The sequence below is a fragment of the Micromonospora sp. NPDC004336 genome, from assembly GCF_053602615.1.
Window position 1 is genome coordinate 1 of the sequence record NZ_JBSGDY010000035.1, and the last position, 24,849, is coordinate 24,849.

Genomic DNA, 24,849 nt, shown 5'->3' on the forward strand with positions numbered 1-24,849 from the left:
GCCGGCACCGGAAACGGTGCCGGCCGCTCGACGTACGAGGGTGGCGGGCATCCGTCGCCGTCGGTCCACACCCGAGGCGCGGTAGCGGCGACTCCACGAGCCGTGCCGGGGCGACCGGGAACGGGTTGAGTCAGGCGAGACCGAGCCGGTGCGACGCGTGGGCCGCCTCCAGCGGTTCTACCAGCAGCGGGCAGGGAGCTCCGGATCTGCGCCAGGCGTGTTCGAGTCCGGGACGCCGACCGGCAGGTGGCCACCTCGCCGGCCGGCCGGGGGCTGGCGCGGCCCGGTCATGCTGGCAGACATGATTCGGTTTGCGCTCAACGTGCTGTGGCTCGTCTTCGGCGGGGGGCTCGTGCTGGCCGCCGGCTACGGCCTCGCCGCGCTGATCTGCTTCGTCCTGGTCGTCACGATCCCGTTCGGCGTCGCGTCGCTGCGCCTGGCCGTCTACTCGCTGTGGCCCTTCGGCCGCACCCTCGTGCCCAAGCCCGACGCCGGGGTCGCGTCAGGGCTGGCCAACGTCCTGTGGGTGGTGCTCGCCGGCTGGTGGCTGGCCCTGTCCCACATCCTCGCCGGCATCGCGCTCTGCGTCACGATCATCGGTATCCCGTTCGGCGTGGCCAACTTCAAGCTCGTCCCCGCCGCGTTCTGGCCCCTCGGCCGCGAGGTCGTCGACGCACCGTAGGACGGCGGCGACGAGCCGCCGAGCGCTGCCGCAGAGGGCTTTCCATCACCGCTGCCGGGAAGAACTGCGGCGTGTTGTTGGCCGAGTCCGGCAAGGGACGCGAGGGAGACGGGCAACGCCTCGTCTCCCTCGCGTCGGAAATCCAGCCCGCCGCACCCGGCTCAGGCGGCCGCGCGGTCGGTGAGTGGGCGGCGGCGCAGTGCGGTGTCGGTCAGCGAGCGCGGGGGCAGTGCGGCGTTGGGGTTGTACAGGTTCGTTCCCGGCGGCACGATCTCGTCGATCCGGTCGAGGGTCGCATCGTCCAGGATGAGTGCGGCGCCCTCGAGGAGATCCTCCAGCTGCGGCATGGTCCGCGGTCCGATGATCGCCGAGGTGACGGCGGGGTGGGCCACAGTGAAGGCTATGGCGAGCTGCGGCAGGGTGCAGCCGATGCCCTCCGCGAGTTCGACGAGCTTCTCGACGGCGTCGAGCTTGGCGTCGTTCTGCGCGTTCTCGGGATCGAACAGTGCCGGCCGGAAGGTGGGACGGCCGGTCGACAGGTCGACGGGTCGATTCTTCCGGTACCGGCCGGTGAGGAACCCGAAGGCCAGCGGGCTCCAGACCAGCACGCCCATTCCGTAGCGCTGGCAGACGGGCAGCAGCGAGGCCTCGACTCCGCGGGCCAGGATCGAGTACGGCGGCTGCTCGGTGCGGAAGCGTCCGAGGCCGCGACGCTCGGAGACGTGCTGCGCTTCCACGATCTCCTCGGCGGGGAACGTCGAGCAGCCGAAGGCGCGGATCTTTCCCTGGTGCACGAGGTCGCTGAGCACCGAGAGCGTCTCCTCGACGTCGGTCGTGTGGTCGGGGCGGTGGACCTGGTAGAGGTCGATCCAGTCGGTGTCCAGCCGCCGGAGGCTGTCCTCGACCGCCTTGAGGATCCATCGCTGTGAGTTGCCGCTGCGGTTGCGGCCCTCGCCCATCTGGAAGTGCACCTTCGTGGCGAGTACGACGTCGTCACGACGCCCGCGCAGCGCCTTTCCCACGATCTCCTCGGACTGGCCCTGGCCGTACATGTCGGCGGTGTCGACGAAGTTGATTCCCGCATCGAGGGCGGCGTGGATGATGCGGACGCAGTCGTCGCGGTCGGGGTTGCCGCCATCCTGGAACATCATGGTCCCGAGGCAGTAGGCGCTGACTTCGATACCGGTCCTGCCGAGGGGGCGATAGCGCATGGTGATGCGTCCCTTACTGGGTCGGTCGTGATTGCGCGAAGCGACAGAAGCGCCGATCGCAGGGGGAACCCTAGGAGCTAGAGACGGCTCTAGGTCAAGCCGCTACCGTGAACGCCATGGCTGAGGTCACCGCGAAGCTGAGCATCGGGCAGGTCGCCGAACGCACCGGCCTGAGCGTGCACGCGCTGCGCTTCTACGAGCACGAGGGCCTCTTCGTCAATCCGGTGCGGCGCGGACCCGGCGGGCGCCGCGTCTACGGCCAGGACGACGTGGACTGGCTCACCGTCTGCATCATCCTGCGTGCCTCCGGCATGCCCCTGCCCGCGCTGCGCCGATACGCCGACCTCGTCCGGCAGGGAGCCGGAAACGAGGAGGAACGACTCGCGCTCATGCGCGAGCACCAGGCGAACGTCACCACCCAGATCGGCAAGCTGACCGAGTGCCTGGACCTGATCAGGTTCAAGGTCGGTGTGTACGAGGACCTGCTCGACCCCGACAACGCCGGCGACCACCAGTGTCACGGCCCGAGCCCTGCGACATCGCCGCACCCGGCCGAGGTCCGCGTCGGCTGACGCGCGGGCGCGACTCAAGGGGACCTGGTGCCTGGCCGACGGCCGGTGTCGTCGACAGGCTCCGGTCCCGTCGCGGCGACCCCGGTGCCGGGGCGTCGCGGCCGGCTCGCTGGTCAGGTGTAGCCCATCGCGCCCGTGGCACCCAGGAGGAAGGCCGCCAGCCGCCCCGGGAACCCGACCCGAGGACGCTCCTCGCCACCGTCATCGACGCCCACCGCTCCAGCGTCACCTGCCTCCGCCACCGTGCCAGCACTGTGAGTGGTCTGCCTCACATGCTGTCAGACGGATCGGGCGCGCGGTGTCTTGAGGCTGAACCCCTGGAGACGGAGGAGACACCATGACTGGGAGAGTCGACGTGGTCGTGATCGGTGGCGGGTACGCCGGGGTCATGGCGGCCAATCGCCTGACGCGGCGCGAGAACGTGGCCGTGACGTTGATCAACCCGCGTCGGGCGTTCGTCGAGCGGATCCGCCTGCACCAGTTGGTGGGCGGGTCGGACGACGCGGTCGTCGACTATCGGGAGGTCCTGGCCGAGGACGTCCGACTGGTGGTCGACGCGGTGACCCGGATCGACGCGGCCGAGCGCGGCGTGACGCTGGCCGCCGGCGGCACGGTCGGCTACGACTACCTGATCTACGCGGTGGGCAGTGGCAGCGCCGACCCGGGCGTGCCCGGAGCGGCCCAGTTCGCCTACCCGATCACCACCCTGGAGGAGGCGCAACGGCTGGGACCGGTCCTCGCCGCCGCGCCGGCGGCGGCCCCGGTGACGGTGGTCGGCGCCGGCCCGACCGGCATCGAGACCGCCGCCGAACTGGCGGAGGCGGGCCGTACCGTGACCCTGGTCTGCGGCGGGGTGCTCGGCCCGTACCTGCACGCGCGGGGCCGGCGCTCGGTCGCCAGGCGGCTGGCCAAGCTCGGGGTCACCGTGCTCGACGGCTCCGGCACGAGGGTGACGGCGGTGACCCGCGACGCCGTACGCCTCGACGGCGGGCGCACCCTGCCGAGCCAGGTGACCATCTGGACCGCCGGGTTCGGGGTGCCCGACCTGGCCGGCCGCAGTGGCCTGAGTACCGACGCGCTTGGCCGCCTGCTCACCGACGAGACGTTGACCAGCGTGGACGACGCGCGCATCGTGGCGGCCGGGGATTCGGCGGCTCCGTCGGACCTGCCCTTCCGGATGAGCTGTCAGGCCGCTACGAGGATCGGCGCGCACGCCGCCGACACCGTGCTGGCCCGGATCGCGGGCGAGCAGCCGACGCCCATCAACCTGGGCTTCTTCGGCCAGTGCATCAGCCTGGGGCGCGGCGCCGGCATCTTCCAGTTCGCCACGAGGGACGACACCGCGACCGGGTGGTACATCGGCGGCGGGTCGGGCGCGAAACTCAAGGAGTTCGTCTGCAGGCACACCGTCAAGCACCTGGCGGACGAGGCACGCAAGCCGGGTTCGCTCACCTGGGTCAAGGACGACAAGCGCCAGGAGTTGCTGCGGGCCACCCGTGGCGAGGCGCTGCCCCGCTGAACGGACGGCCGCGGCGATCGTCGGCGATCCGGACTCGAACGGCCGCCAACGACGGGGGAGTCCTGTCGGGGCTCCATCCGGACGGTCCCGGGGCACCGCAGTCACCTACCCGAGGCAGGAACGAATCGCATGAACCTCGCTCTGTGGATCGCCGCCGGAGTGCTGGCGGCAGTCTCCCTGACCGGCGGCGTCACCAAGACGCTCGTACCGAAGAAGAAGCTGTCCGCGATCAAGGGCGCGGAGTGGACCGGACACGCCAGCGCCGGCTTCGTCAAGGCCATCGGGGTTCTCGAACTCCTGGCCGCGGCCGGCCTGGTCCTGCCCGCCGTGCTGCGCATCGCACCGTTCATGGTGCCGCTGACCGCCGTCTGCTGGGTCCTGCTCATGCTCGGCGCGATGATCATCCACGCGCCTCGGCCAGTGCGGACTGGTGGTGGTGAACCTGGGCTATGTCGCGCTCGCCGCCTTCATCGCGTGGGGCCGATTCGGCGTCGAGCCGCTCACCGTCTGACGGCAACTGCCGCTGCCGGGGCGGCGCCGTCCTGGCGCGGGAGATCCCGAGCACGGGCCGCCCCCGGCGGTGAAACGATCGGCGACCAGGCCGTCCGCGAAGAAGAAGGAACAAGACATGAGCCACACCGCCGACCGGGCGACCGAGACCTTCGTCGCCCACCGCAACCTGCTCTTCACCGTCGCCTACGAGATGCTCGGCTCGGCGGCCGACGCCGAGGACGTCCTCCAGGAGACCTGGCTGCGGTGGATCAAGGTCGACGCGGAGCACGTGCGCGACCAGCGCGCCTACCTGATCCGCATCACCACCCGGCAGTCGCTCAACCGGCTGCGCGCCATGCAACGCCGCAGGGAGGCGTACGTGGGCCCCTGGCTGCCCGAGCCGCTGCTCACCGCGCCGGACGTCGTCGAGGACGTCGCGCTCGCCGAGAGCGTGTCGATGGCGCTCATGGTCGTCCTGGAGACGCTGTCGCCGACCGAGCGCGCCGTCTTCGTGCTGCGCGAGGTGTTCGGCGTCAGCTACGACGAGATCGCGGCCGTCGTCGACAAGAGCCCGGGGGCCGTCCACCAGATCGCGCACCGCGCCCGCCAACACGTCGACGCCCGCCGCCCCCGCCGGGTGGTCTCCCCGGGCGAGACCCGGGCGGCCCTGGGAGCGTTCCAGCGCGCGGTCGAGACCAGGGACCTGCAGGGTCTGCTCGACGTGCTCGCCCCTGACGTCGTCCTGACGGGCGACGGCGGCGGCGTCAAGCAGGCCGCCCTGCGCCCGATCACCGGGGCGGAGAAGGTGGGCCGTATGTTCCTCGGCAGCCTGGGCAAGCTGAACGGCACGCTCACCGCTGAACTCACCGTCGTCAACGGCAACCCGGCGCTGCTCGTACGCCTGGACGGCGAGATCGACGGCATCATGGCGATCCGCGTCGAGGACGCCCGCATCACCGGCCTCTACTACGTCCGCAACCCGGAGAAGCTCTCCCGCGTGCAGTCCGAGACCCCGCTCACGCTGCGGTGAACGTCGGTGCCGGAAAGCCGCGGCCACGGGCCCGCGTGAGCGTACGCGCGGAGCCCGTGGTCGGGCCCGCCGACGGCGGCAGGCCCCGACCACGGGCCGGGCCTACCGTCAGGCGAGCGCCTTGAGGTAGTCGGGGTTGGCCTTCAGCCACTCCTCGACGGCCTTCTTCTCGTCACCCTTGTGGGTGTTGAACATCAGGTCCTCCAGCGAGGCAAGCTGCGGGCTGTCCATCTTGAACTGCTGCAGCATCTTCGTGACCTCGGGGAAGTCCTTGCCGAAGCCCTTGCGGGCGAACGTGTTGATCTGCTCGGCGGCGCCCAGGGCGCCCTTCGGGTCGGCGAGGTCCCTCAGCTCGTACTTGGCGTACGCCCAGTGCGGGTGCCACAGGGTCACCACGATCGGCTTCTTGTCGGCGATCGCGCCGTCGAGCGCGGCCAGCATGGCCGGCGTGGAGGAGGTCTTGAGCTTCATCGTGCCGTCCAGGCCGTACCCGGGCAGCACCTTCTCCTGGGTGGCCTTGGTCAGGCCGGCGCCCGGCTCGATGCCGATGATCTCCCCACCGAACGTGTCGGCCCTGCCGGCCAGGTCCGCCAGCGATTCGACACCCTCGACGTACTTGGGCACGGCGATGCTCAGGCTGGCGCCCTCGTACCAGACGCCGAGCTTCTCCAGCTTGTCGCCGTACTTCTCCAAATAGGAGGCGTGGGTCTGGGGAAGCCAGCCGTCGAGGAAGAGGTCGATGTCGCCGCCCGCGAGACCGCCGTAGACGAGACCGGCCTCCAGGTTCTTGAGCTGGACCTGGTAGCCCTTCTCCTCGAGGATGTGCTGCCACAGGTGGGAGACGGCGATCGCCTCGTCCCAGGCCATGTAGCCGATGGTGATCTTCTTGCCGCCGCCGGACGAGCCGTCCGACTTCTCGCCGCACGCGGTGGCACCGGCCAGGGCCAGGGTGGCGGTCATCGCGACGGCCAGGACCCGTTTCACGGTGTTGAACACAGATTTCCTTCCTGTTGCGGGGCAGCCGGCGGCCCGCGTACGCGGGCAGAGGGACGCCGGCGGAGGGGACGGTCAGGCGGCCTGGCGCGCGAGGCGCTGCGCCCGCGCGGCCGGGAAGCGGTCGCCCACGGAGTCGGTGAGCCGGTCGAGCACCACGGCGAGCACGACGACGGCGATTCCGCCCTCGAAGCCGCTGCCCACCTCGACCTGGGAGAGGGCGAACATGATCACGTCGCCGAGGCCGCCGGCACCGACCATGCCGGCGATGACCACCATGGACAGCGCCAGCATGATCACCTGATTGACGCCGGTCATGATCGTCGGCAGGGCCAGGGGGAGCTTGGTGCGCAGCAGCACCATCCAGGGCGGGGCCCCGAACGACTCCGCGGCCTGGACGATCTCCCCGTCCACCTGGCGCAGGCCGAGCTCGGTCAGGCGTACCCCTGGCGGCATGCTGAACACCAGCGTGGCCAGCACGCCGGGCACGGTGCCGATGCCGAAGAAGAAGATCGCGGGGATCAGGTAGACGAACGCCGGCAGCGTCTGCATGAGGTCCAGCACCGGCCGGGCCACGGCCGAGGCCCGCCGGTTCTCCGCGATGAAGACCCCGAGCGGGATCGCCAGCACCAGGGCGAGCACGCTGGCCACGAGCACCTGCGCGAGCGTGCTCATGGTCTCCTCCCAGTACGGCATCCCGGCCACCAGGCCGAGGCCGACGGCGCTGCCGAGCCCGAACCTCCAGCCGCGCAGCCACCAGCCGAGCGCGGCGAGGACCAGCACGACCGCCACCGCCGGCAGGCCGGTGAGCAGCTCCTCCAGCGGGCGGACGAGGGCCTCGACCACGGCCGCGACCGCGTCGAAGACCGGGCCCAGGGTGCGGGTGGCCCAGTCGACGGCGGCCTCGGTCCAGGTGCCGAGCGGAACCCGGGGCAGCCAGTCGTCGAGCGAGGACCGCGTCGCGCTCATGCCGGCTCTCCCTTCGTGGCGACCAGTTCGACCTCGGAGCGCGTCGGCCGGCCCGCCGGGGCCGCCGGTGTGGACCCACCCTCCGCGCTCGCGCTGGCCAGAGCACTGAGCAGGGTGATCCGGGGGATCACCCCGGCCAGCCGCCCCCGGTCGTCGAGGACGGCGACCGGGTGCTGGCTCTCCGCACAGTCGCTGAAAAGGTCGGCCACCGCCGTGTCCATGGTCACCGTGCGGACCCGTTCGGTCGACACGTACCCGTCGAGGCGCTGCCGGCCCTCGCGTAGCGCCCGAAGCACCTCGTCCTCGGTGACGGTGCCGAGGAACCTCTTCATCGGCCCGGTCACGTAGATCACCGAGGTCTGGCTCTCGCGCAGCGCCTTGGCGGCCACCCGGGGACCGGCGCTGACGTCCAGGACCTGGTGCGGCTTCTCCATCACCGACGCGGCGGTCAGGATCCGGGTCCGGTCGACGTCGGCGACGAACTGCGCGACGTAGTCGTTGGCCGGGTCGGTCAGGATCTCCTCGGCCGTGCCGATCTGGACGATTCGGCCGTCCCGCATCACCGCGATCCGGTCGCCGAGCCGCATGGCCTCGTTGAGGTCGTGGGTGATGAAGATGATGGTCTTGCCCAGCTCGGCCTGGAGTTCGAGGAGCTGGTCCTGGATCTCCCGGCGGATGAGCGGGTCCAACGCGGAGAACGCCTCGTCCATCAGCAGGATGTCGGTACCGGCTGCGAGCGCTCGGGCCAGCCCGACCCGCTGGCGCATGCCGCCGGACAGGTCGCGGGGGAGTCTGTCCGCCCACTCCTCGAGCCCGACCATGCGTAGCGCCTCCAGGGCGCGCTCGCGCCGCTCGGCCTTCGGCAGGCGGGCGACCTCGAGGGCGTAGCCGGCGTTCTCCCGCACCGTCCGGTGCGGCATGAGCGCGAAGTGCTGGAAGACCATGCTGATCTTCTCCCGCCGCAGCTTGCGCAGCGCCGCGGGCTTCAGCGTGGTCAGCTCGACGCCGTCGACCTGCACGCTGCCCGTGGTGGGACGCAGCAGGCCGTTGAGCATGCGGATGAGGGTCGACTTGCCGGAGCCGGACAGGCCCATCACGACGAAGATCTCGCCGGGGCGTACCTCGAAGTTCGCGTCGATCACGGCGGCGGTGGCCGGCAGCCCGGCCAGCGCCTCGGCGCGGGGCGCGCCGGAGGCGAGGCGTCGCATCGCCTCGTCGGTGCGGCTGCCGAATATCTTGTAGAGCGACTTCACTCTGAGTGCGGGCACGATCCCCTCTCCGATAACGACCGCTGGCGGATCGCGCCGGTGGTCACATCTTCGTGTCTCGTCCGTCGATATCAATATCGGTCACATTCATCGGACCCCAGGGGCCGGCCCGAGAACCTACCGATGCCATCGGCGGGAATCCAGTCGCAACCCGAGGAACTGTGGAATTAACCACAGAGTTCCGCGCGCCGGCGGCCTCGAAATCGGGCGTGCGGATACGCGTTCATCGCCTGTGGGCGGGGCGGATTCGAGTCATAGTGAGTCATTTGTCCTGGCCTTCGCTGGCCCCGCTGGCGGATAGGTCCGTTGTGGCCGATCCTGCGAATATGACGACCGCGATCGAGAAACGTCATGAGATCGTGAGGTTCTGTCACGCGATCGTCATATTCCGGAGAGCGCTCAGGGGAAACGGGGGGCGCGTGGTCGGCAAATCCAATCCGGTGCCCGCCGGAACTGCCGAGCATGGAGCGGCGGACCGGTTGCGGGTGCCTCGCCGCCCAGAACTCCGGTCCTCACACCTCGATCTGGGAGCCGATCGTGACAGTGCGGTCCCGGGGCAGGGCGTAGTGTCCGGCCGCGTCGCCGGCGAGGTGGGACGAGGCGACGAACAGCCGCTTGCGCCAGCGCGCCATCGTCGGCGCGCGCCCGGCGACCACGTCGACAGGGGACAGGAAATAGGAGGCTTCCGCCATCCGCAGCGGACCCTCGGTCTGGTTGGTCCGGAGCGACTGCAGCGCCTCGGGCACGTTCGGCGTCTGGAGGTAGCCGAATCGGGCGGTGACGTGGACGATCCCGTCCTCGGCGTAGCCCAGGTCGTCGATCCGGATCCGGTGCGCGGGGGAGACCTGCGGGACGGGCACCGTCTGCACCGACAGGATCACGACATGCCGGTGCAGCACGTGGTTGTGCCGCACGTTGGCGCGCATCGCCAGCGGCACCGTCTCCTGGCTGCGGCTGAGGAACACGGACGTGCCGGGTACGCGGGTGTGCGGGAACCGGCCCTGGTGCAGGTCGTCGACGAAGGCGCGCAGGGGCCCCTCGCGGCGTTCGCGTTCCCGGGACACCACCTCCCGCCCTCGCTGCCAGGTGCTCATCACGGTGAAGGCCGCCAGGCCGATGAGCAGCGGCAGCCACGCTCCGTGTACGACCTTGGTGAGATTCGCCGACAGGAACAACAGATCGACGGTCAGCAGGATGCCGGCGCCGGGCGCGACCAGCCAGAGCGGAGCGCGCCAGCGCACCCGGGCGAGGTGGAAGAAGAGCAGGGTGGTGATCGTGATGGTGGTGATGACGGCCATCCCGAAGGCGTACGCCAGGGCTGTCGAGCTGCCGAAGGTGAGCACCAGGGTGAGGACGGCGAACATCAGCAGCCAGTTGACCGACGGCACGTAGATCTGGCCGATGGTCGACGCCGAGGTGTGCGCGATGCGCAGGCGCGGCAGGTAGCCGAGCCGGGCGGCCTGTGCTGCCACCGAGTAGGCGCCGGTGATCACCGCCTGGGAGGCGATGACCGTGGCCGCGGTGGCCAACACGACCATCGGCAGCCGAGCCCAGTCGGGCGCGAGCAGGAAGAACGGACTCCTCACCGCGCGCGGGTCGGCGAGGATCAGCGCGCCCTGGCCGAAGTAGCTGAGCGTGCAGGCGGGCAGCACCAGCAGCAGCCAGCCGCGGGTGATGACCCGTCGGCCGAAGTGGCCCATGTCCGCGTACAGGGCCTCGGCGCCGGTGACGGAGAGCACGACGGCGGCCAGGGCGAAGAAGGCGATGTGGAAACGCCCGGCGAGGAAGCCGACCGCGTGGGTGGGTGACAGTGCGGCGAGGATCGCCGGCTGTCGGGCGATGCCGGCCGCGCCGCACAGGCCGATGGCCGCGAACCACGCGATCATCACCGGTCCGAAGAGGCGCCCGACGGTGGCGGTGCCGCGGCGTTGCAGTGCGAACAGCAACAGGATGATCAGTACGGTGATCGGAACGACGAGGGTCTCCGTAGCCGGCTCGATGACCTTGAGTCCTTCCACCGCGGACAGCACGGAGATCGCGGGGGTGATCATGCCGTCACCGAAGAACAGCGCGGCGCCGAAGACGCCCGCCGTCGCCAACGCCGCACCGATCCGTCCGGCGCTGCCCGTGCCGCGGCGACGCAGCAGGGTGATCAGCGCCATGATGCCGCCCTCACCCTCGTTGCCCATCCGCATCGCCAGCGTGACGTAGGTGAGCGTGACGATCATCATGACGGACCAGAAGATCAGCGAGACGACGCCGAACACGTTCTCCCGGCTGATCGGCACCGGATGCGGGTCGGCCGGGTTGAACGCCGTCTGCATCGTGTAGATCGGGCTGGTGCCGATGTCGCCGAACACGATCCCGAGCGCCGCGACGACGAGCGCGGCACGGACGACGTCGGGCCCACCCGTGGACCGCCGGGCCGACACGACGTCAGGCACCCGAGCCTCCTCCACCGGCACCGTCCGGGAAGCGACCGCGACCCTCGGACCGGGGCGCTGACGCAGCGGATGCCGCACGGCACCCTGGCGCGGCTGGGCGCATCGGTCGACAACGCCACGAGGCTAGTCGCCCGTCCGGCCGTACCGCGCCGGTCCGCCGGTATTCACCCACGCGAGTGCGACACGAGACACCGGCGCGGTGTCCGTTCCGGTCGACGGCAGCGTGCCGGGCAACGCAGAGGCGTCCGCCCGGATCAGTGCGGATTCCGGACGGCCGCCGGCGGGGGACGGTGGCGTGGCGCGGTGGCCCGCAGGGTCAGGGCGAGGAGCACGATCGCCGCGCCGGCCAGGGCGATCGCCGGAGCCGGGCCGAGCGCCTCGGCGACGAGACCCATGACCAGCGGGCCGATGCCCTGGAGCGTCATCATGCCGGTGGACAGCACCGTGAACGCCTGTCCGCGGGCGTCAGGCGGCACCGCGTCGAGGAACGGGCGCTGCAGGCCCACCAGATAGGCGAGGCCGAAGCCGGCGGTCGCCAGCAACGCCAGTGCGAGCGGCAGCGGGGGCCGGGCAGCGAGGACCGGGAGGGGCGCGCCGAGCAGCGCGATCAGCAGGGGCACGGCCCGCTCGCGGGCCTCGGGACGGACCAGCCGGCTCATCACCGCGTCGCCGGTCAGCATGCCGAGCGGGATGGCGGCCAGGAGCAGCCCCGCCGCACCGGGCGGCCAGCCGCGCGTGGACGCGTACGGGACCAGGAGGGCCTCGCTTCCGGTGGAGAAGGCGGGCGGCAGCCACTGCGCCAGCAGCAGCCGGCGCACGGCCCGGTCGCGGATCAGTCGGCCGGCGCCCGTCCAGCCGTCCCGGACGGGCCGGCCGCTCGGCGGCGTCGGGGACGCGGCCGGAGCGAGACGCAGCCGGAACACGAGCGCGGCGAGCAGGTGTCCGGCGCACGCGACCAGGAACGCCCGCTGGGTTCCGAGCGCGCCCGCCACCAGGCCGCCGGCCGCCAGCCCGACGAGTTGGGCGCCCGACGACGACATGCTGACCGCGGTGCGGCCCAGCACGTACGCGTCGCCGGTCAGCGTGTCGGCGATCAGCCGACCGGTCGCGCCGTTGGACAGGGGCGCGACGACGCCCACGGCGGCGATCAGGGCCAGCGCCCCGGCCACCGGCGGCTGCACCAGGGCCAGTGTCGCGGCGACCGCCGCCTCCAGCAGGTATCCCCCGAGGATCAGCCGGTGCGGCGGGACCCCGTCGGCGACCGCCCCGAGGAAGACGCCGCCGAACACCTGTGGCAGGAAGCCCGCGCCGAAGGCGAGCGCGGCGAACAGCGACGAGCCCGTGTTGCGATAGACCATCACGGACAGCGTCGCGATCTGGATCGTGCCGGCGGCCATCCACACCGTCCGCGCGAGGAACAGCGCCCGGAAGCGCGGTTCGGCGAACACCTCGCGGAAGGTGGCGGGTCGGGTCGTGGTCACGGGTCGAGCCTGGGACGCCGGTCCGCGAGACGCGAATGTTTCGCGCAGGGCTGTAACGTCGGGCGGGTGATCCGGTTCCTCGCCGGGGCGGACGACCTGCTGCGCAGCCGGTTCGCGCTGTCGCCGATCTTCGAGCTGAACAACCTGCTCCAGGATCTCAGCCGGCAGCACCCGAGCCGCCGGCTGCCCGCGGCCTGGTTCGCCCGGTTGCGGCCCCGCTTCGAGCGGCTGCGCGCCGAGACCGCCGTCGACGCTGTCCTCGCGCTGTCGACGTCGCGGCACGGCGCCGACTTCGTGGTCCAGCCACCGACCCGAGGGCTGGCGCAGACCATCGACGACGACCTGGCCGCGCTGCGCGCCACCCCACCGGACGACGCCCGCCGGGAGATCAGCCACTGCCTGGGCATGCGGCCGGCGACCGGGCGCCGGACGCGGCAAATGCTCGACGGGCGCGGCGTCGTCGGCCGCATCGCCGACACGCTGGAGCGGGCGTGGCACGAGCTGCTCGCCGCCGACTGGCTCCAGCTTCGGATGATCTGCGAGAGGGACGTCGCGCACCGGGCCGGCGAACTGGGCCGGCACGGCTGGGCGGCCGCGCTCAGCGGCCTGCACCCGTCGGTACGCTGGCGGGACGGGGCCGTCGAGGTCCTGCGCGACGAGGAGCACACCGTGCGGCTCGGCGGCGCCGGCCTGCTGCTCGTGCCAGCCGTGTTCGTCTGGCCACGGATCGCCGCGCACGTCGACGAGGCGTGGCCGCGTACGCTGATCTATCCGGCCCGGGGCATCGCCGCGCTGCTCGAACCGCACGCGCACCGCACGCCGCCGGCGGCGCTGACCCGGCTGCTCGGCCGGTCCCGCGCCCGGCTGCTGCTGGCGCTCGCCGACCCGGCCAGCACCAGCCAGCTCGCCCACACGCTCGGCATGACGATCGGCGCCGTCGGCAACCACCTCGCCGTGCTCCGCGAGGCCGGCCTACTCGACCGCGCACGCTCCGGCCGTTCGGTCCTCTACCGACGCACGGCCCTCGGCGACGCGCTGGCCGCCGACTGAGCCGCCACCGCCACACGCCGCCGACGCCCTCATCGTCGGGCTTACGGCAGACCTCCCGGGCCGGCTGGCGTCGGGAGACTCCACGACAGGGCGTCGAGGTGGCCAGGGAGCCGACGGCAACGTTGACTGCCGGTTGACCCGTACCGGCGGCGGCGGGTCGTGGCCCGCGAGAGGTGCACGCCGGGCGACCCCGCCCAGGTGTCGGTCAGCGGCTCTTCTTCGTCGCCCGCTTGCGGGGCGGCGTCAACAGGTCGGCGACGACCGCGATCGCGGACGGCACCAGGCGGTAGTACGCCCACACGCCGCGCTTCTCCCGTTCGAGCAGGCCGGCCTCGGTAAGGATCCGCAGGTGATGGCTGACGGTGGGCTGGGACAGCCCGAGCGGCGCGGTCAGGTCGGTCACCGACGCCTCGCCCTGCGGAGAGGACTGGATCAGGCTGAGCAGCCGCAGCCGGGCTGGGTCGGCGAAGGCCTTCAGCACTCCCGCGAGGCGCTCGGCGTCGGCGCGCTCGATCGGCTCGCCGGCGAGAGGCGAGATGGCAGGTGTCGTCATGTTCACGGATCCCACGCTTGCATCGTTGCAGCAACTGCGGCGCGCGGCCGGCAAACGAGGGGCGGATCACGTCGACCTCACGGGCAGGACTCCGACCCGTTCCCGTCCTCTCGGCGTCCTGCGGTCGGCGGCTGCGACTCCGCCGGAGTGCCGGCGCCGCCGTCGTGCCGCCGCACCCGGAGCGTTGACCACATATCGATCGACAATATATGTTGCCTCGGTGACCGAGATGCGCGAGGCCACCTTCCTGATCCTGACCGCGCTGGCCGGCGAGCCGCGCCATGGTTACGGGATCATCCAGGAGGTCGGCGTCCTGTCCGACGGCCGCGTCACCCTGCTGCCGGGAACCCTCTACGCCGCACTGGACCGGCTGGCCGCGCAGGGCCTGGTCGAGCTCAGCCACGAGCAGGTCGTCGACGGTCGGCTGCGTCGCTACTACCGGCTGCGTTCCGACGGTCGCGCCGAGCTCGCGCGGCAGACGGAGCGGCTGCGCCAGCTCGCGTCCGCCGCCGAATCCCGGCTGCGCGCGCTGCGGCCCCACCTCGCCTGACCCGACTGTCGCAGCCTCCTGGAGAAGCCGTGCACCGCTGGCTACTGCTGTGCTACCCGCCCGACTACCGCCGGAAGCGCGGTGCCGAGATCCTCGAGACGGTGCACGACATGGCACCGACTGGCCGCAACGCACGTGTCGCGGCGAATCTCGTCCGCCACGGACTGCGCGCCCGCCTCGGTCGACCGGCCAGCCGCACCGTGGTCGCCTGGGCATCGATCTTCACAGTGGCCTGCGGGCTGTTCGCCGCATCCTTCGGCACCTGGCTCACCTGGCTCGGCTCCCGCCCGCTCGACCACAACGAGCTGGCCGCGGCGGTCGGCCAGCTCTATCCGGACGAGCAGGCCAGCGACATCGACAAGGGCGACCCGCCCGCCGTGTTCCTCATCTACGGCAGCCCGCTGAGCTGGCGTTCCGTTCCCGACCTGCTGTTCGGTGACGGCGGCGAGTATTCGCTGGCCGGGCTGGGCGCGTCCTTCGAGCGCCTGCCGGCCGACAGCCGCCCGCTCGTCCTCGCCGAGCTTCGGCAGCGGCTCCGGGCCGCCGGGTGGGACCACGCCGAGCCCGTCTACTCCAACGCGTACGACTGCATCCCCGACTCGCCATGCGACCCCGCCTCGATACCCTCCGACATCACGGTGTACGCGCAACGCGGCGACAACGTCCTTCAGGTGCGCATCAACGCCGACAACACGTCCCCGCTGATGAGCTTCGGCCTGACGCGGTCGACGCCCCGGAGCGCGTATCCCGCCGGCCTTCTCGCCTTCGCACTGGGCGCGTCGAGCGGCTGGTGCCTCTTCGGCTGGGTCAGTCGGCGTACGGAAGCGCGCCATCCGCTGGTCCAGGGACCGGCGAAGTTCCTGTACGGCTTCGCGATGTTCCTGTGGTGGGCGCCGATCCTGCTGAGCGCACCGCTGTTGCTCTCGCACCACCTGGGTGAGCCGCACGTCCGCTGGCACCTACCGTGGGAATGGCTCGGCCAGCCCACCATGTCGCTGCCCTTCCTGCTCGGGTGTCTCCTGCTGGTCCTCGCGCTGGGCCTGGCGGCGCTGCCCCACCGGCAGCCCGTCGACCAGACACTCGCGCACGGCTGACGGCGCGTGGACAACGCGCGGACCGCGGCGCCCTCGCGGGGACGCACCGACAGGCGGCAGGCGCCCCGGCCCGGGCCGGGGCGGCGCTGGCGTCCTCAGCGCGCGGCGGCTGCCGACGACACCTTTCGGCTGTCCCGCCCGGCCGCGTCGGCGTGCACCGGTGCCCCGCCCGTGCCCGCCTCGGCGAACGCGCCCTCCCGCAGGGCGGGAAGCTCACCGGCCGTCGCGTCACCTGCGGCGCGGCGGCGGGCCCGTACGACGGCCGCCCCCGCCAGCACCGCCGCCAGCGATATCGCTGCCGCCTGCAGCAGCGGCGCCCTCCTGTTACGTCGACGCGTCATGCCGCACTTCCCCTCTCAGTTCCGACTCCGACCTTCGTCCTCATCGTGGAGACAGCACGGCGACGTCGAGGGCGATTCGGCGCATTCGACACTGTCGGGTCACCCGCGCGTACCGCCGGGCGGCTTCGCGGGCGGTGTCAGCCGGCCGGCTTGTGGGCGACCACGAGCTCCCAGGCGCCGGGCAGCACCCCCACCCGTTCGAAACCGACGTCGGCGAGGAGCCTGGTGTAGAACTCCGCCTCGCGCAGTCGGCTGACGCAGCTGTCCACGCCGATGAGGAAGTAGCTCCAGAAGAACTGCATGGCCAGCCGGTCCGGCGTGCGGAACTCCTCGCAGATCAGCAACAGCCCGCCCGGCTCCAGGGCCGCGTACGCCTGCTCCACCAGGCGGCGGGCCACCTCGTCGGGCCAGTCGTGCAGCACCCGCACGAACGACATCGCGTCGTACCCCCGGGGCAGCGGTTCGGCGAGGAAGTCGCCGCCGACGAACCCCAGCCGCTCGTCGTGCCCCCGCGCGGCCCGGGTGGCCGCCACCAGTGGCGCGACCGCCGGCAGGTTGTACACGTCGGCCCGCAGGCCCGGTGCGGTCTCCAGGATGTGCGCCGCGAGCGTCCCGTCGCCGCCGCCCACCTCCAGCAGGCGGCGTCGGTCCGCCCACAGCAGGTCGGCGTGGCGCCGCACCGCCTCGATCACCGGCCCCAGCCCGACCGCCATGCTGCGTTCGAACTCGGCGGTCTGCGCGTCGGTCCGCGGCGGCCAGGCGAAGTCGTCGTCGCCGATGCCGACCTGCCCGCGCAGGGTCTCGGGCAGCCGGCCGTGCAGCCGCCGCCACGGGTAGCGGTCCCGGTCACGCTCGACCGCGCCGGGGCCGACCACCGCGGCGACGGCGTCGCGCAGCCCCGGCACCGCCCGGTAGCTGGTGGCCCCGATGTCGTCGTCGGGCTCGTCGCGCGTCAGGAAGCCCAGGCTCTCCAGGCAGTCGAGGAACTTGTAGAGCCGCAGCGGGCGCACCCCGAACCGGGTGGCCAGCGTGTCGAGGCGGACCGGCCCGGGTTCCAACGCGTCGACCAGGCCCATGCCGAACGCCGTCTCCAGCACGTCCATCGCCTTGGGGCCGTTGACGAGCAGGCTCATCAGGGCTCGGGGGGAGAGGGTGACGGTCACCGGCGCAGCTCCTTGCCCAACGCGTCCATGAACGCGTCGACCTCGTCGAGGGTGTTGTAGACGTGCGGGCCGACCCGCAGGTAGCCGCGCCAACTGCAGATCAGGTCGCGGGCGGCCAGCCGCCGCTTCACCGCCTCGCCGTCGGGCACGTGCAGGCACACGACGCCGCCGCGGCGATGCGGTGCGGTGGGGCTCACCACCGGGATCCCGGCCTCGGCGGCCCGGTCCAGGACCCGCTGGGTGAGGGCCAGCGAGTGTCGCCGGATCGCCTCGGTGCCGATTCCGGCCAGCAGGTCCAGGCCGACCTGCGAGACCAGGGAGGTCAACGGGTACGGCGTGCCGCCGGCGAAGCGCCGGGCGCCGGGCGCCCAGCCGGTGGACGGCAGGAACGTCAGCGCCCGGTCGCCGGCCTGCCAGCCGGTGGCCGCCGGCGCCAACTCCGGCACCAGGTCCGGACGGACGTAGAGGAACGCCGTGCCGACGCCGCAGAGCCACTTGTGGGCGCCGCCGAGAACGACGTCGACGCCGAGGGCGGTGACGTCCAGCGGCACCACCCCCACGGTCTGGAAGGCGTCCACCACCACCAGCGCGCCGACCTCGTGGGCGCGGGCGACCAGGCGGGCCAGGTCGACGGTGGCGCCGGAGGTGAAACTGGCGTGCGACACGCACACCAGCAGTGTCCGTTCGTCGAGGCTCGCCTCCAGGGCGTCCTGGTCCAGCCGGGGACCGCCGCCGCCGACCACGTCGAGGCGGGCGCCGTAACGGCCGAACGCCCGGAAGACGAACGGCACCGTCGGATACTCCAGGTCGGTGGTGACCACCCGGTCGCGGGGCGGACGGTAGTCGAAACAGGACGCCACCCGGGCGAGCAGCGCACTGAGGTTCGCGTCGGTCACGACGCTGCCCGCCGGTGCGCCGATCAGCGCGGCCACCGAGTCGGCGTACCGGTCGAGGCCGGTGTGCCAGCCCTGCCACACGTCGTCACGCCAGGTGCGCAGCGTCTCCCAGTAGTCGCGCAGCACCCGCTCGGCGCCCCTCGGCACCGCGCCCGTGGAGTTGTTGCTCAGGTAGACGCAGGTCTGCAGCAGCGGGAACTCGGCGCGCAGCGCGGCGTGCGTGGCGGCGTCGAGGCACCGGGGCTCGACAGGCCCGGTGGTCGGGTCGGACCGGTTCACGTGGTGCGGCCTCCGATCGGGTCGGTCGGGCGGGTATCGGCGGTGACGGCCGTGAAGACCGGCAGGGAACGTACGGCCGCCAGGTACGGCGTGCCCTCCGTGTAGCCGGTGCCGGAGCGGGGACCGAGCATCCGGGTGGCGATGCGGTGGTGGGTGCGCCGCCACTGCGACAGGGCCCCGGCGAACGCCTCCATCCGCCGCGCCACCAGCGTGCGGTCCGCGCCGGCGAGCCGGCCCGAGCGCACGGCCGACCGGTACGCCTCGTCGATGGTCGGCTGCCCGGCCCGCACGACGGCTCGCACCTCCGGCACGGACCGGTAGGCCACCGAGTCCAGCCGGTCCCCGTCGGGCGTGCGGCACAGCGACTCGACGAGCTTGTAGGAGCGCGACTGGATGGCGCTGGCCCCCTCGGTGTACTGCCGGAACGTCCGGAACGACTCCGCCCGCATGGTGGCCAGCAGCGAGAAGAGCGGCCCCGCGGTGGCGAGCAGGTCGCCGGCGTACCGCAGCCGGTCGGCCGCCGGACGGGGACGGTCCCCGGCCAGCGCGGCGACCACGGCGCGCAGCTCGTCGGCGATCCCGGCGAAGAAACACTCGTACGCCTGGAGCACGCGGATGAACAGGTACTCGTCGTGGGTGACGTGGACCGGCAGCATGCTCAGCCGCAACGGCGGGTCCCCGTCGGATTCGAGGCCGGCGGCCACGGCGGGCAGCGCGGCGGCGGCGGTCACCGGCTCGCCGTCGACCGCTCCGGCCAGACCGAGGCGGGCCAGCGCGGGAGACACCGCCCGGAGGCCGAGCCGGCAGCGCTTGGCCACCACCGGCGGCTCCGGACGCTGCTGCGGGAGCAGGTCGGTGCCGCCGCGGGCGGCGGCCAGCTCGAAGGCCACCGCGTCGGCGACCAGGCGGACCAGCAGCCGGTCGCGGGCGCGGCGCGCGGTGACGTCGTCAACGGCCGGGGGCGGGTCGGCCGCGCCGCAGGGCAGCCGCAGCAGGGGCAGGGCCAGGTAGCTGCGGTAGTCGTAGCGGCCGTCCCACTTGTCGAGCGTCACGTCGAGGAAGTCGGTCAGCAGCCGGGCCCCGTCGCCACCGGTGGCCGTCGGCGTGCCGGTCACTCTCGCCCGGGCCTCGTCGAGCAGGGCGAGCAGTTTCTTTTCGACGAAGTGTTTGCCGACCCGGTGGAATTCACGCAGCACCGCCGGGAAGGGAAATGTTCGCGGGTCGGCGGTGCCGGACAACCAGCTCGTCAATTCGTGCATGAATCGCCCCTCGACGCTTCCGGATCGGCACCGTGATTGGGTCAGGCCGGTCACTGCCGGCGAGTGCGAATCTCAGGGTCGGGCGGCACCGGAATCGTCAGGCGCGTGGTGGCGCCGGGCCTGCCACAAATCGGGAAAGAACCGGTGCCCGACGAGTTTCGCGAGCATGGTCGTCGCGCTGCCCGGGGCGCCGGCCGGGGCGTGACCGCCGACCCGCAGGGCCACCTGGTAGTGCCGCGCCCGCCACAGCGACACCTGCTCGTCCCAGTCGACCATCGCCTCGGCCAGGCGGTGGACCGGGTCCGCCGGGTCCGCCGGACACAGCCGCTCGACCGGTGTTCCCCGCTCGTCGAGGCAGGCGGCGAAGGCGCGGCCGAGTTGCCGGCTGGCCGCCTGGGCCTGCCGCCATCCCGGCGACTCGGCCCCGGAGCCGTTGCCGAGCGCGGGCTGCATCGCCTGGAAGTCCACAGGGGACAGATAGCGGAACATCTCCAACTGGTCGGTGACCAGCCGCACGGCGAGCGTCGCCCGCGCCAGCAGCGCGGCGGCCTCGGCCGGCCTGCCGGCGTCGACCCGGGCGCTCGCCTCGGTCACCTCGGCCGCCGCCAGCTTGAGCCAGAGCTCGGTGGACTGGTGCACCACCTGGAAGAGGAGTTCGTCGCGGTGGATCATCTCGGCGGGTGACCGCTGGAGGGCGAGCAGCTCCTCCGTGCGCATGTAGCGTGCGTAGTCGGTGGCGCCGCTGCCCGGCAGCACAGGCGACTGCTCACGCTTCACGGAATAGCCTTTCATTCGGCTTCGGCACGCGGGATCAACCGTGCTTCGGCGGCAAGTATCCAACGACACGAAGCAATGCGCTACCCCTTGATCGCGCTCTGTTTCCGGCCCGTCGAGAAAGGGCACCGGCCGCGCCGGAGAGGCCGCCGACACATCACGCCCGACGACCTGCGTCAATGCGTCCGGGCGGTTCGTCGGAACCGTACCGCCGAGCGATCCACCTTCCGGAACGCGGCCCGGCGGCCGGTCCGCCGGACCGCCCGCCGGTCGCCGGGCCTCGGCACGTAGATCGGTGCCGCGTCGCGCGGGCCGGTGGTCACCGTCTCCAGAACAGGAGGTGGGTGACCCCGCTGGGGCTCGGCACCGACTCGACGTGGAAGCGGTCGAGCAGTTCGGTGTGGCTCTCCCACAGCCGCTCGCCCCGGCCCAGGTCCACCTGCGCGACGGCGATGTGCATCGTGTCGACCAGGTCGGCCTCGATGAACTGGCGGAGGGTGGCGACCCCTCCGCCGAGCCGTACGTCCCGACCGGCGGCGGCCCGCTTCGCCTGGGCCAGCGCCTCGGCCGGGCTCGCGTCGAGGAAGTGGAACGTGGTGTCGGCCAGGGTGAACGACGGGCGGGTGTGGTGGGTGAGCACGAAGACCGGCGTACGGAACGGCGGGTTGTCGCCCCACCATCCCTGCCAGTCGTGGTTCTCCCAGGGGCCGCGCTGGGGGCCGAACTTGTTGCGACCCATGATCTCCGCCCCGATGTTGTGGGTGAAGTCGCGGGTCATGTAGTCGTCCAGGCCGCGGGTGCCGCCGGGCTCGGTGCGGTTCACCCAGCTGGCGGTGGCGCCTGCCCAGGACCACATCGGGGCGGGATCCGCGTGACCGAAGGGGCGCTCCAGGCTCTGCCCCTCGCCGGCGCCGAACCCGTCGCGCGACACGGTGAAGCACTGCACCCGCAGCAGTTGTGGCATGTCTCCTCCTAGGAAGCCGTGAACGTTTCAGGTTGCAGATTGCAATCGGATCGACCGTACTACGCTGATGGCATGATGCAACCAGTCGGTGTCGGCCGCCTGCCCGTGTCGGAGGGCAGATCGGGGTGTCCCATCAACCTGACCGTCGAGCTGCTGGGCGACCGCTGGAGCCTGGTCGTGCTGCGCGACGTCATGTTCGGCGGCCACCGGCACTTCCGCGACCTGCTCACGAACTCGATCGAGGGCATCGCGTCGAACATCCTCGCCAGCCGCCTGTCGAAGCTCGTGGACGCGGGGCTGCTCACCCGGCACGACGACCCGAGCCACCGACAGAAGATCGACTACCGCCTCACCGAGGCGGCGATCGAACTCGTTCCGCTCATGGCGCACCTCGGCGCCTGGGGCTCCCGGTGGCTCCCGACGTCGCCCGAGCTGTCGATCCGCGCCCGCCTCCTCGCCGACGGCGGCCCGCGGATGTGGGACAGGTTCATGGCCGAACTCCGCGCCACACACCTCGACGGACGTCCGCAACCCGCCGACGGCGTCCTCGCCGAGCTCACCGCGGCCTACGAACGCGCCGCCGCGGGCCAGGGGGTCGCCCGGGCCGGCGGGCGTGGTCCCGGGCGGCCGTCGGCGTAGCGTCGCCAGGCCCTCCGACGCACGCCCGTGGCGCCGCCCGCCAGCCACGACGGCCCGGCGGGACAACCGCTGCGGTACGGCGTCCCGAGCGCGTACGACCCCGGTGGTAGGCCGATGGGCAACTCCGGCACGACGACCCGGGGCCGCCGCGGTCCATACGCTGCCGCCTGTAGCCGTCGCGCGAGGAAAGGAAACCACCATGTACGCGCGTCACCTGCTGACCGCCGCCGCAGCCGCCCTGGTCGGGGCGTTCGGGATCGCCGCACCCGCTGCCGCGCACGTCGCGACCCAACCGGCCGCCGCCAGCGTCACCACCGTGAGCGCCGGGCGGGTCGGGGCCGCCGTCGCCGCCCTGCTGGGCCTGGCCGGTGTGATCGTCGGCGGGCTCGCCCTGGCCCGCCCCACCAGCCGGGTCGGCACCGCCCGGGGGCGACTCGGGGCCACCGTGGCCCTGGCGGCGGGGCTGGTCGGCCTGGCCGTCGCCGGGGTGGTCGTGGCCACCGCCGACAGCGGAATCGGCACCGGCAACGGCCGGGGCGGTGCCTACCTGGCCCTGCTGCTGGGGCTCGTCAGCGTCGTCCTCGGTGGACTCGCCCTGACCCGCTCCCGCGGCACCCGGTCGACGGCCTGACCGTGCGCGCCGGCCCGACCCCGCCACCGCGCCGGGTCGGGCCTCGACGCCGTGGCGGGTCGGGCCTCGACGCTGTGGCGGGCGGGGCCCGGTCAGGAGCGGGCGAGCCAGCCGGGAACCGCCAGGCCCGACTCGTACGCGAGGATCACCAGCTGGGCCCGGTCCCGGACCCCCGTCTTGGTCATGATCCGGCTGACGTGCGTCTTCGCGGTGGCCGGGCTCAGCACCAGCCGCGCCGCGATCTCGTCGTTGGACAGACCGGCCGCGACCAGCGCCAGCACCTCGCGCTCCCGCTCGGTGAGCGCGCTCAGCCGTGGCCCGGGATCCGGGTGCGTGGCCCGGGCGGCGAATTCGGAGATCAGCCGGCGGGTGACCGACGGCGCGATGAGCGCGTCGCCGCGCGCCACCACCCGTACCCCGTGGATCAGCTCCGCCGGCTCGGTGTCCTTGACCAGGAAACCGCTCGCGCCGGCGCGCAGCGCGTCGTAGACGTAGTCGTCCAGGTCGAACGTGGTCAGGATGATCACGCGGACGTCCGAGCCGGCGGTGACCTCCCGGGTGGCGGCCAGGCCGTCCGTCCCGGGCATGCGGATGTCCATGAGGACGACGTCCGGCCGCAGTTGCCGGGCGAGCCGCACCGCCTCGGCGCCGTCGGCGGCCTCGCCGACCACCTCGATGCCGTCCTCGCCCTCCAGGATGGACCGGAACCCCGCGCGGACCAGGGTCTGGTCGTCGGCGAGCAGCAGCCGGATCACGCGGTCACCCCCGGCTCCGTCCGAGCCGGCGACGGCGCTCCCGCCGGTACCGGCTCGGGCCGCAGCGGCAGGCGGGCGCGCACCCGGAAGCCGCCGTCCGCCCCGGGACCGGCGCTCAGCGAACCGCCGAGCGCCCGGGCCCGCTCGCCCATGCCGACGATGCCGTTGCCGGGCGGGCCGGGCGTGCCGGTGCCGTCGTCCTCGACCTCCACCAGCAGGTCGTCGCGGTCGGGCCGGACCCGGACCACCGCGACGGACGCGCCCGCGTGCCGGGTCACGTTGGTCAGCGCCTCCTGGACGATCCGGTACGCCGCCAGGTCGACCTCCGGCGGCAGCGGCCCGGTCCCGGCCAGCTCGGTGCGGATCTCCAGCCCGGATCGTCCGGCGGCGGTGACCAGCTCGTCCAGGCCGTCCAGGCCGGGTGCGGGCGCCGTCGGCGCCTCGCCCTCCTGCCGCAGGATGCCGAGCGTCGTACGCAACTCGCGCAGCGTCTCCTTGCTCGTCTGCTTGATCGCGGTGAGCGCCTGCGCGGACCGGGCCGGGTCCGGGCGGTGCAGCGCGGCGCTGGCCTGCACGTTGATCAGCGAGAGATGGTGCCCGAGCACGTCGTGCAGCTCGCGGGCGATGCGCAGCCGCTCCTCGGTGGCCCGGCGCCGGGCCTCCTCGACCATCCGCTGCTCGGCGGCGGCCGTGCGGGCCTGCGCCTCGGCCAGGTAGGCCCGGCGGTTGCGGGTCACGCCGACGATGACCGCGACGAGCCAGCCGGCGTGCAGCAGCGTCGCCCCGTTCGCGCTGTCGGCCGTCCTGTTGTAGCTGTCCGCGACGGCGAAGGCGAGCACCGAGGCGAGGCCGAGGCCGATGGCCACCGCGAGGTGTCCCTCGTCGACGACGGTGTAGAGCGCCACGACGAACACCAGCATGATCGGCCCGGGCCGGTGCAGGAGGACCCCGTACGCGCCGACGGCGGCCAGCGCCACCACGCCCACCGCCACCGGATGGCGGCGACGGACGTACAGCGCGCCGGAGGCGGCCAGCACGGCGACAAGCGCGGCCCACTCGGCGGCGGCGTCGACGCCGCGCGACTGCACCATCAGGCCGACGAGGGCGACCAGACCGACGGCGAGCACCACGACCGTGTCCGCCACCGGCCCGTGCCACCGCCACCTCGCCATACGCCGAAGCCTAGTGGAGGCGGCCGCCGCCCGGATCCGCCGCTCGTGCCGACCGATGGTCCGCGCGG

The 24,849-nt window shown here is 72.6% G+C and carries 24 protein-coding genes and 1 pseudogene; 10 read left to right on the plus strand and 15 right to left on the minus strand.

The window, feature by feature from the left end:
* Positions 1–301 precede the first annotated feature (301 nt).
* Entirely contained in the window at positions 302–682 is a 381-nt protein-coding gene (locus tag ACWENR_RS10525) for a YccF domain-containing protein (protein ID WP_452276754.1), read from the plus strand.
* Between the two features lie 161 nt (positions 683–843).
* Here ACWENR_RS10525 and ACWENR_RS10530 read toward each other — a convergent pair whose 3' ends face one another.
* On the minus strand, positions 844–1,893 hold the full coding sequence (locus ACWENR_RS10530; RefSeq protein WP_452276755.1) for an aldo/keto reductase: 1,050 nt from the start codon (positions 1,891–1,893) through the stop codon (positions 844–846).
* Positions 1,894–2,009: 116 nt separating this feature from the next.
* Here ACWENR_RS10530 and ACWENR_RS10535 point away from each other — a divergent pair, with 116 nt between their 5' ends.
* The 4 genes and pseudogenes from ACWENR_RS10535 to ACWENR_RS10550 all read left to right on the plus strand — a co-directional run bounded on the left by ACWENR_RS10535 (position 2,010) and on the right by ACWENR_RS10550 (position 5,506).
* Complete coding sequence (locus ACWENR_RS10535) at positions 2,010–2,465, plus strand: MerR family transcriptional regulator (protein WP_452276756.1); 456 nt, start codon at positions 2,010–2,012, stop codon at positions 2,463–2,465.
* 337 nt (positions 2,466–2,802) lie between these two features.
* Positions 2,803–3,984 carry an NAD(P)/FAD-dependent oxidoreductase gene (locus ACWENR_RS10540; protein WP_452276757.1) on the plus strand — a complete coding sequence of 394 codons (1,182 nt, stop codon included), beginning with the start codon at positions 2,803–2,805 and terminating at the stop codon, positions 3,982–3,984.
* 129 nt (positions 3,985–4,113) lie between these two features.
* A pseudogene (locus tag ACWENR_RS10545) lies at positions 4,114–4,335 on the plus strand (DoxX family protein); the annotation flags it as partial.
* Positions 4,336–4,612: 277 nt separating this feature from the next.
* Entirely contained in the window at positions 4,613–5,506 is an 894-nt protein-coding gene (locus tag ACWENR_RS10550; RefSeq protein WP_452276758.1) for an RNA polymerase sigma-70 factor, read from the plus strand.
* Between the two features lie 108 nt (positions 5,507–5,614).
* Here the strand turns inward: ACWENR_RS10550 and ACWENR_RS10555 are convergent, their stop codons facing one another.
* From ACWENR_RS10555 to ACWENR_RS10575, 5 genes are all read right to left on the minus strand, one after another.
* Positions 5,615–6,466 carry a glycine betaine ABC transporter substrate-binding protein gene (locus tag ACWENR_RS10555; protein ID WP_452276791.1) on the minus strand — a complete coding sequence of 284 codons (852 nt, stop codon included), beginning with the start codon at positions 6,464–6,466 and terminating at the stop codon, positions 5,615–5,617.
* 108 nt (positions 6,467–6,574) lie between these two features.
* Complete coding sequence (locus ACWENR_RS10560; protein ID WP_452276759.1) at positions 6,575–7,468, minus strand: ABC transporter permease; 894 nt, start codon at positions 7,466–7,468, stop codon at positions 6,575–6,577.
* Positions 7,465–8,676 (minus strand): quaternary amine ABC transporter ATP-binding protein, encoded by a 1,212-nt coding sequence (locus tag ACWENR_RS10565; protein ID WP_452276792.1) that lies wholly within the window; start codon positions 8,674–8,676, stop codon positions 7,465–7,467. The genes ACWENR_RS10560 and ACWENR_RS10565 overlap by 4 nt, the downstream gene beginning before the upstream one ends.
* Positions 8,677–9,248: 572 nt before the next feature.
* Positions 9,249–11,180 (minus strand): potassium transporter Kup, encoded by a 1,932-nt coding sequence (locus tag ACWENR_RS10570; protein WP_452276760.1) that lies wholly within the window; start codon positions 11,178–11,180, stop codon positions 9,249–9,251.
* 254 nt (positions 11,181–11,434) lie between these two features.
* Positions 11,435–12,661, minus strand: coding sequence for an MFS transporter (locus ACWENR_RS10575; RefSeq protein ID WP_452276761.1), 1,227 nt, complete (start codon positions 12,659–12,661; stop codon positions 11,435–11,437).
* A 66-nt stretch (positions 12,662–12,727) separates the two neighbouring features.
* Between ACWENR_RS10575 and ACWENR_RS10580 the strand changes: the two genes are divergently transcribed.
* Entirely contained in the window at positions 12,728–13,711 is a 984-nt protein-coding gene (locus ACWENR_RS10580; RefSeq protein WP_452276762.1) for a DUF5937 family protein, read from the plus strand.
* A 205-nt stretch (positions 13,712–13,916) separates the two neighbouring features.
* On the opposite strand, the gene ACWENR_RS10585 is transcribed toward ACWENR_RS10580, so the two are convergent.
* Positions 13,917–14,264: an ArsR/SmtB family transcription factor gene (locus ACWENR_RS10585; RefSeq protein WP_452276763.1), complete on the minus strand. Its 348-nt coding sequence runs from the start codon at positions 14,262–14,264 to the stop codon at positions 13,917–13,919.
* Between the two features lie 229 nt (positions 14,265–14,493).
* Between ACWENR_RS10585 and ACWENR_RS10590 the strand changes: the two genes are divergently transcribed.
* Together ACWENR_RS10590 and ACWENR_RS10595 are read left to right on the plus strand one after the other, a co-directional pair.
* Entirely contained in the window at positions 14,494–14,814 is a 321-nt protein-coding gene (locus ACWENR_RS10590; RefSeq protein WP_452276793.1) for a PadR family transcriptional regulator, read from the plus strand.
* A 29-nt stretch (positions 14,815–14,843) separates the two neighbouring features.
* Positions 14,844–15,908 carry a hypothetical protein gene (locus ACWENR_RS10595; protein ID WP_452276764.1) on the plus strand — a complete coding sequence of 355 codons (1,065 nt, stop codon included), beginning with the start codon at positions 14,844–14,846 and terminating at the stop codon, positions 15,906–15,908.
* Positions 15,909–16,003: 95 nt separating this feature from the next.
* Here the strand turns inward: ACWENR_RS10595 and ACWENR_RS10600 are convergent, their stop codons facing one another.
* The 6 genes from ACWENR_RS10600 to ACWENR_RS10625 form a co-directional block, all read right to left on the minus strand.
* Complete coding sequence (locus ACWENR_RS10600; protein WP_452276765.1) at positions 16,004–16,249, minus strand: hypothetical protein; 246 nt, start codon at positions 16,247–16,249, stop codon at positions 16,004–16,006.
* A gap of 137 nt (positions 16,250–16,386) precedes the next feature.
* On the minus strand, positions 16,387–17,412 hold the full coding sequence (locus ACWENR_RS10605) for a methyltransferase (RefSeq protein ID WP_452276766.1): 1,026 nt from the start codon (positions 17,410–17,412) through the stop codon (positions 16,387–16,389).
* Positions 17,409–18,587 (minus strand): aminotransferase class V-fold PLP-dependent enzyme, encoded by a 1,179-nt coding sequence (locus tag ACWENR_RS10610; protein ID WP_452276767.1) that lies wholly within the window; start codon positions 18,585–18,587, stop codon positions 17,409–17,411. Before ACWENR_RS10610 ends, ACWENR_RS10605 begins: the two co-directional genes overlap by 4 nt.
* Positions 18,584–19,846, minus strand: coding sequence for a tryptophan 2,3-dioxygenase family protein (locus tag ACWENR_RS10615; protein WP_452276768.1), 1,263 nt, complete (start codon positions 19,844–19,846; stop codon positions 18,584–18,586). Before ACWENR_RS10615 ends, ACWENR_RS10610 begins: the two co-directional genes overlap by 4 nt.
* 72 nt (positions 19,847–19,918) lie before the next feature.
* Positions 19,919–20,623 carry a tryptophan 2,3-dioxygenase family protein gene (locus ACWENR_RS10620; protein ID WP_452276769.1) on the minus strand — a complete coding sequence of 235 codons (705 nt, stop codon included), beginning with the start codon at positions 20,621–20,623 and terminating at the stop codon, positions 19,919–19,921.
* Positions 20,624–20,939: 316 nt separating this feature from the next.
* Positions 20,940–21,584: a dihydrofolate reductase family protein gene (locus tag ACWENR_RS10625; RefSeq protein ID WP_452276770.1), complete on the minus strand. Its 645-nt coding sequence runs from the start codon at positions 21,582–21,584 to the stop codon at positions 20,940–20,942.
* Positions 21,585–21,656: 72 nt separating this feature from the next.
* Here ACWENR_RS10625 and ACWENR_RS10630 point away from each other — a divergent pair, with 72 nt between their 5' ends.
* Complete coding sequence (locus ACWENR_RS10630; protein ID WP_452276771.1) at positions 21,657–22,223, plus strand: winged helix-turn-helix transcriptional regulator; 567 nt, start codon at positions 21,657–21,659, stop codon at positions 22,221–22,223.
* Positions 22,224–22,422: 199 nt separating this feature from the next.
* Positions 22,423–22,854: a DUF6223 family protein gene (locus ACWENR_RS10635; RefSeq protein ID WP_452276772.1), complete on the plus strand. Its 432-nt coding sequence runs from the start codon at positions 22,423–22,425 to the stop codon at positions 22,852–22,854.
* A 92-nt stretch (positions 22,855–22,946) separates the two neighbouring features.
* Here ACWENR_RS10635 and ACWENR_RS10640 read toward each other — a convergent pair whose 3' ends face one another.
* Together ACWENR_RS10640 and ACWENR_RS10645 are read right to left on the minus strand one after the other, a co-directional pair.
* Complete coding sequence (locus ACWENR_RS10640) at positions 22,947–23,609, minus strand: response regulator (protein ID WP_452276773.1); 663 nt, start codon at positions 23,607–23,609, stop codon at positions 22,947–22,949.
* Entirely contained in the window at positions 23,606–24,781 is a 1,176-nt protein-coding gene (locus ACWENR_RS10645; RefSeq protein ID WP_452276774.1) for a sensor histidine kinase, read from the minus strand. The genes ACWENR_RS10640 and ACWENR_RS10645 overlap by 4 nt, the downstream gene beginning before the upstream one ends.
* Between the last annotated feature and the right edge of the window lie 68 nt (positions 24,782–24,849).